The following is a 6,284-nucleotide window of genomic DNA, read 5'->3' on the forward strand; positions in this document are numbered from 1 at the left end:
TTGATGTCGCCTTAGCTGAAGCGGGGTTTGATGCCGCCAAGTTTGCCTTGCGTTATTGAACGGAGCAACTGGTATGAAGATTCAAAGCATCACCAATAAACAGGGGGTGACAATGACGTTAATTATTACCAAAGCACCTCGTCGCATTGTGGATAAAGCGCAGCGGCTGATTCTTAGGTTAAGAGAGCACGAGGTTGGACGAGGAATGCGACCAAAAGTTATTCAACGAGACAGGCGTTGGTTGAGTTATCGGATTAATCGTAACTATCGCTTATTGGTCAGGCGCTCATGTTGCCATTGTGGCCCTTACTATTGTGTCAGCCATGCGGAGTTTGATCATTGGGCGAAACATTAAATCCTGCCCAATAGACATGTTCTAAAAAATACTCAACAAGAAGGTAAAAATGAATAAATTTATCGTTTATGAAGGGCTCGATGCCTGCGGAAAAACCACCTTAAGTTCGCGCTACGCACAAGAGAGAAATACCACCGTTCACTCTGCGATTATTAAACAAGCTGAACCGTTAAGAAAAATGATTGATGCTAACCAGTCTAAGGAGAGTGCATTACTGTTTTTTATGCTCAATAACTTTTTAAAAAGTGAGGAAGTGGCGAAAGCACGAGAGACGGAAGAGGTGATACTTGATCGCTATCTATTTTCAACCTTGGCCTACCAGAGCATTTTATTGGGCGAAGAGAAAGTGAGGACGATGTTTGATGTACTGAATATTGCAAATAATATTGTGCTGCCAAATGTTATAGTTTTTGTTAAAGCTGATACCGAAACCATAAACAATAGAATTAAAGCCAGAGGGGGTGAGATTCAATGGTACGGTGATGCCGTCACGCAAAATCATTGTGTGGAATCGGCCTACAAGATGATTTTTAACTGGTTTGATATTCCAATTATAGAGATAGATACATCAGAAAAATTTGGTTTATCGGTGGAAGAAACGTACCAGCTCATGAAAGAGCAGATAGATTGCGTTGTTTATAAGTAAAACGGTCGCTGCTTTCCTATTTTTATTGGCTTCGCGTAACCGATCAGCCCCATTTTACTAGGCACCTGATAATATTGACGGCTTCTGGTGTGAGAGGGGAGCCGTCATCTCACTCAGCGAACAATGATTTTTCGATATCGCAGATCCGTGCCATGAGTACGAAAGGGTCAAACGTCGACTCCTTGAAGCCAAATTTCCTGTAGAACGTTTGCGCTGTGCTATCAATAGCATGGACTAAGATTCCTGCGCCACCGACAGCGTTCATTGCTTGTACTGAGCGAATGATACAATCTTTTAAAAGACCCGCCGCGATGCCTTGACCTTGATAGGCGTTATCCACCCCAAGCCTGGCTAGAATCACCATGGGAATGGGATCTGGGCTATTTCGTCTTAATGAACTGAATGCTTGCTCTCTGGAAACTGAACCCATGGCAATGGCATAGTACCCAGCCACTTGATGTGCGTCAGTGTCATTGACCACATACACTCTCGCGGTTCCGCGCTTTTGACTCTTTAACGCCTGTTTTCTTAACCAAATATCGAGTTCTTCGATGCCACATCGAAAGGTGTTAATCTGGTGCTCATCAGTGAGTAGGGTTGGTGCACTTATTCCCAAGGCGCTTTCCTTTTAAACAGATCTTTCATACCCTCAAGGGTCTGTGGTTCAGCACGAAGCTCGTTATCAAACGCTTCAAAAGCCTTTGCTTCAACAACAAAATCTCGCTGTTCGGCCAGTATGCTGTGTGCTTCATTGAGTGCTGCTTGCTGGATGAACACGGTTCTATCGACTTTTTTTAAATTTGCTGCGGCATCGATAATGTCTCTTACCGATGGTAATACTCGCATGTTGATTGGCGCTGTTTTGGTAGCCATGACACCATCCTCTGTATATCTATTTAATATACAGTTTAAATGGTTTTTACGTGTAGTCAACAGACACACAAAGTGGTGTTCGTGAAACTTTGAGAGTACGTGAGTCCACATAGGACAACTGCATAGACTGGAGCCTCGATTTATATTAACGAGGACTCCTCATGCGAAAACTATCTGCAATTATTCTGTGTCTCCTTGGGTTCAAGCTGAACCTGTGTCTGAAGTGTCGCCCATTGGCAAAATTGACGGCACGCATCTATGATGCCTAGTTCAAAAAGCCACTTACCCGCCTTAAATGCGATTGACGAACGTTATTCACCAATGTGCTTGAAGAGGTAGATCCAATGATAGTTAAAGCAAGTCGTTACCACGGTAACTTGCTTTGCCACTCGGGATCGGCATGACATTTATTGGCGATATCTTCATAGTCCCGTGCGATGGCGTTGAGCAAATTAGCTGGCACTTGGCTGAGCAGTAACTCTTGATAATGGTGACCTGAGCCAACGCGTTGTTTGAAAACCTTAATATCATAAATGGCTGCTACTTCGCGTTCTTCTGGTACACAGTTACCACTGAAGCTAAATTCTACCTTTAATCCCAAACGACCAAACAGCTTGAAGTAGTGATCAAAAAAGCCACCATCTTCTACTTCACCACGTTTATAACCTTTTTTGCTGAGTAAACCGCGTAGAGTAAAAGTATCGGTCAGCAAGCCATGGTGATGAGCTAGTGCGATCTGCTCTGGTGTTGGTGTTACTTCAACCTGTTTGAGTTGCTCAAGCAACAGCTTAATATTGTCGTTTTTCAGATGCGCTTGCCAAGCTTTGGCTCCGGCTTTATCTAACTGATTGCTGCTGAGTAAGCGCAGGTTAGCTATAGCGGGTAGTTGCAACGGCTGATGATCGAGCCCAATCAATGTGCCGTCTTCGGCTGGCCGGAAACTATGCCAACCATCGGCCAGTTCAACTTGCCACAGTGTGCGTTGTAGTAGGTGAAACATTACAGGGTGTTGATGCAGATACTTTTGCCAATCACTGACTGTCCAAAGGCGTCCGGTGATCATGGCTTCATCAAGGCGCGCCGTTTGTTGTTCGATGATTTGCTTAAGCTCTTTTTTACAGTTGCTGATCCATTTTTTAATTTCATTAATCGCAGCGTCGTCATCATCTTTACGAGGCTGTGGTAGCGCTTTGAGCGCTTTGCCTTCTTCATTGAGTAACTGGAATTTCAGATCATGGCTCAGCTTTAGTGACAAGGTGCGTTTACCATAGCTAAATGGGGTTGGCGCTTGAGTATGCTCAAAGCCAGCAGTTTGAATCGTGCGATCGGCTAGTTCTTCCTGACTCCAGCCGTTACGCGCGGCTATCTGTTCTACGAGTTTAACCGCTAGCTCTTGCACGGATTTAGTTCGATAACGACGTGCAATGGATAATATAAATTGGATCACCGCAGGCTGGTTAATATGGACAATCGCACTTAGCATGGCTTCAATTTGATGATGTCGCAGATAGTGTTGTTTCATATAGGGTTGGATCTGTGCCACTAACGTCGACCCTGTACCGCCAGCAATCAGTGCTAATAAGCCTTTTTCTTTAATAGCGCTACCGATCAACTGATTTTTGTGTTCTGTAAAGCACGCGTGATAAGCATCTTCTAGCGTACACTTTTGATAGTCGGATCCCCAATCATACTGTGCCCATTGTTGATAGTTGGACAATTCATAATGCTGGTTCACTTCCGCGTATTCGTGTGCTTCTTGATCGCTTGGGCGACGAGTATCTTGGGCGATAAACGCTGATAAAATGAAGTGGGCGAGTTTGGCTTGGCTATCACTATCCAATTGAGAGAGATACAGGCGTAGTAGATTGTTGCCTTCGGGTTGTTTTATTTTTACTGCCATGACACACCACCAATAAATGATGTCTCGTTCAACGGGGGTGCCATCGACAAGTCGGCACTCAGGCAAATGTTGTGGCAGTAACCAATCCATCTGTTTGGGTACCGCTTTACTTAACCCTTCGGCAGCTTCCGCCGCTAGTGCTGCGGGTGAAACAAACTCGCTGATATCACCACCACATTGCTGCAGTGCATCCAATAATTGATTACGCGTGGTATTGTCATTCTCTTTATTGATCGCTTGTTGCAAGGCCGTTGTTGCCGCTGCAAGCTTTAGTTTGCTCAGCCATTGCGCGGTGATACTACGTATCTCTTTGCTGGAAGAGGTCAGCCCAGCGAGTATTTTATCCTTGATGAGTGGATGTTGCTCAGCCACTTTTTGCGCCTGTTGCTGCAGTTGTTTACGATGATCCAATGCCAATTCATATACTCGATCCAGCCAGTCTGGTGGCAGTTGAGGAAAATCGATAAGCAGTGTTAAGGCTTGTGCCATGATATTGTTGGCACTGTAATTATCACGCACTAGAGCTGAGAAATGCCATTGTTGTGTCGTGCTATCAAAGGTTGATTTCGCCAACTGACCTTCTAACGCAAGCATCATCATTTGCGGGTATTGCGCAAATAATGGCCATACGGGGAGTTGCTCAAATGCGAGAGGTAGAAAACCAATAGGCTCGTATCGAATATTGAGAATTTCATTACCAATCTCCGCTGGCGTAATAGCGAAGGGTTGCAGTAACGGTAGCAATTGGCGAATATCACTGATATCACGCTGGATGAGCTGACAGGGATGTCGACTATGAAACAGTGTATACAGCCCAGAAAACTGACCGGTGGCTAGTAAAAAATAGTGCGCTAACTGTGCATCTGGCTGTTGTGGTAAATCCGATGTATTGATAATACGACATGCCAATCTATCATCCAGTCGTTTGAATATAATATCGTTGTTCGATTGTGGTAAATTTTGCTGTAGCTTTTGCAAGCCTGTCGCGATCTGTGAGCGAGTAATCGATTGTAATTCCTTTAAATCTTGTTGTTTTTCAAGACAATGGTTTTGCCAATATTCTACTTCTTTATCTTGTTTGATGTAGCTCTTGGCTTCAGCAATACTGTCTTCTGTTTCAGCAATAGCGTTTGACAAGGTTTGCATGCATACAGATAACCAGCGTTCAGGAAATTCATGGCTTATGGTGAGTATTGGATAACTCGGTAATTGCCAAACAAAGTTTTTAGCTTCTTGCTTGTGTTGGTGTCTGGTGAGTGCTTTGGTCAGTTGTTGACGTACGATGGTGTTTGTTTCTTTCGTTAACCATTGCTTCATTAACGGTTGAGCAGAGGTAACATCCGGTACAGCAGAGATCCAATAGCCACGTGTCTTGCTATCGGCATCCTCGAAGTGTTGTTTTAGATAATATAGACAATCAAGAGGGTTACACAGTGTCAACGCGGCCGCCGCAGCTTTGCGGACTTTTTGGCTATTGTCTTGCACCAACTGCATCATTAATGGAATATGGGTGCTTGGCAATGAGGTGTGCTGACATAATTGCTGGCAGAATATATAGCGGCCTTCGGCATACAGTTGTTGCAGTTGTTCGGCAAAATCAGGAGTCAAACTGACATCGAGCCAGTTAGTATGATGACGTAAGTATTCCGCGTAACCTTCCACTATCAGACCGGGGGTCTGTTCCAAGATAAAAGCGTCAGCGTACCAAATAGGCTGTTGATACCGTGCTAACAAAGCTTGTAAGGTCTGTCGATTGGGTAAGCGGTCACTTGGTAGTCCCCAGTTATTGATGTCGCAGAAAAAGGAGACTAGATGGGCAAAATAACCATCGAATTCTCTTTCTGTCAGTTGATGGTTAAAACTGAGATCATGTGTCTTGCCCATTTGAGTGACAACAACGCCTAAGCGATAGAGAAAATCAAGCTGCTGCCCTTGTTCTGAGCGTAAGACTTGATGCATCGCATTTAACACTTGCTCATCATAATCATAGTGATCATTGGGAGAATAAAAGCCGGGAAATAGCTTGCTGTTTTTTTCTGGTCGTTGAGATAATCGTGTTAAACAATTCGCCTCTTCACCATTGATTAGATAGCGCACCACTTTGTGCGAGAGACCAGGTTCAAACTCATCATAACCTTTGCAGGCTGTGGTCAGTCGTTTCTCGAAATCGTTAGTTGTGGTGTGGCTGAATAATTTTTTAGAAAAAGAAGAAAACACAAAACAATCCTTATTGAGCTAATTTATTTTTATTCCTTGCGCAGGGCTAGTGATCAAAGGGAACAATTGATCAAAAGGAATATTGATCAAAGAGAACATTGATCAAAAGGAACAATGAACAAAATCGATCCCCACAGAATCACCAATGGCCGCGACTGTGTGGATTGGGCAGAAAAGCCCACCGCTTACCGCACAGGCAGTTATCGTTAGGAGTAACATGTGGCGCTATAGGGTGTAGACCTCGACGTTTTGATTTTTTAGATATTCAATATCACTAGCCGGTGCTTTACCAT

5 protein-coding genes are annotated in these 6,284 nt (G+C 44.0%); 2 read left to right on the forward strand and 3 right to left on the reverse strand.

Going from position 1 to position 6,284, the window contains the following annotated elements; translation table 11 throughout:
* Positions 1–73 precede the first annotated feature (73 nt).
* Together B7C60_RS14320 and B7C60_RS14325 are read left to right on the forward strand one after the other, a co-directional pair.
* Positions 74–355, forward strand: a complete 282-nt coding sequence (locus tag B7C60_RS14320; protein ID WP_099612247.1) for a ParE family toxin-like protein — start codon at positions 74–76, stop codon at positions 353–355.
* A gap of 49 nt (positions 356–404) precedes the next feature.
* Positions 405–1,001, forward strand: coding sequence for a deoxynucleoside kinase (locus B7C60_RS14325; RefSeq protein ID WP_099612248.1), 597 nt, complete (start codon positions 405–407; stop codon positions 999–1,001).
* Between the two features lie 109 nt (positions 1,002–1,110).
* On the opposite strand, the gene B7C60_RS14330 is transcribed toward B7C60_RS14325, so the two are convergent.
* From B7C60_RS14330 to B7C60_RS14345, 3 genes are all read right to left on the reverse strand, one after another.
* Complete coding sequence (locus B7C60_RS14330; protein ID WP_099612249.1) at positions 1,111–1,617, reverse strand: GNAT family N-acetyltransferase; 507 nt, start codon at positions 1,615–1,617, stop codon at positions 1,111–1,113.
* Entirely contained in the window at positions 1,608–1,874 is a 267-nt protein-coding gene (locus B7C60_RS14335) for a type II toxin-antitoxin system TacA family antitoxin (RefSeq protein WP_099612250.1), read from the reverse strand. The genes B7C60_RS14330 and B7C60_RS14335 overlap by 10 nt, the downstream gene beginning before the upstream one ends.
* 364 nt (positions 1,875–2,238) lie before the next feature.
* Positions 2,239–5,991, reverse strand: coding sequence for a DUF4132 domain-containing protein (locus B7C60_RS14345; protein ID WP_099612251.1), 3,753 nt, complete (start codon positions 5,989–5,991; stop codon positions 2,239–2,241).
* Between the last annotated feature and the right edge of the window lie 293 nt (positions 5,992–6,284).

Source organism: Vibrio fujianensis (genome assembly GCF_002749895.1).
GTDB classification, from domain to species: Bacteria; Pseudomonadota; Gammaproteobacteria; order Enterobacterales; family Vibrionaceae; genus Vibrio; species Vibrio fujianensis.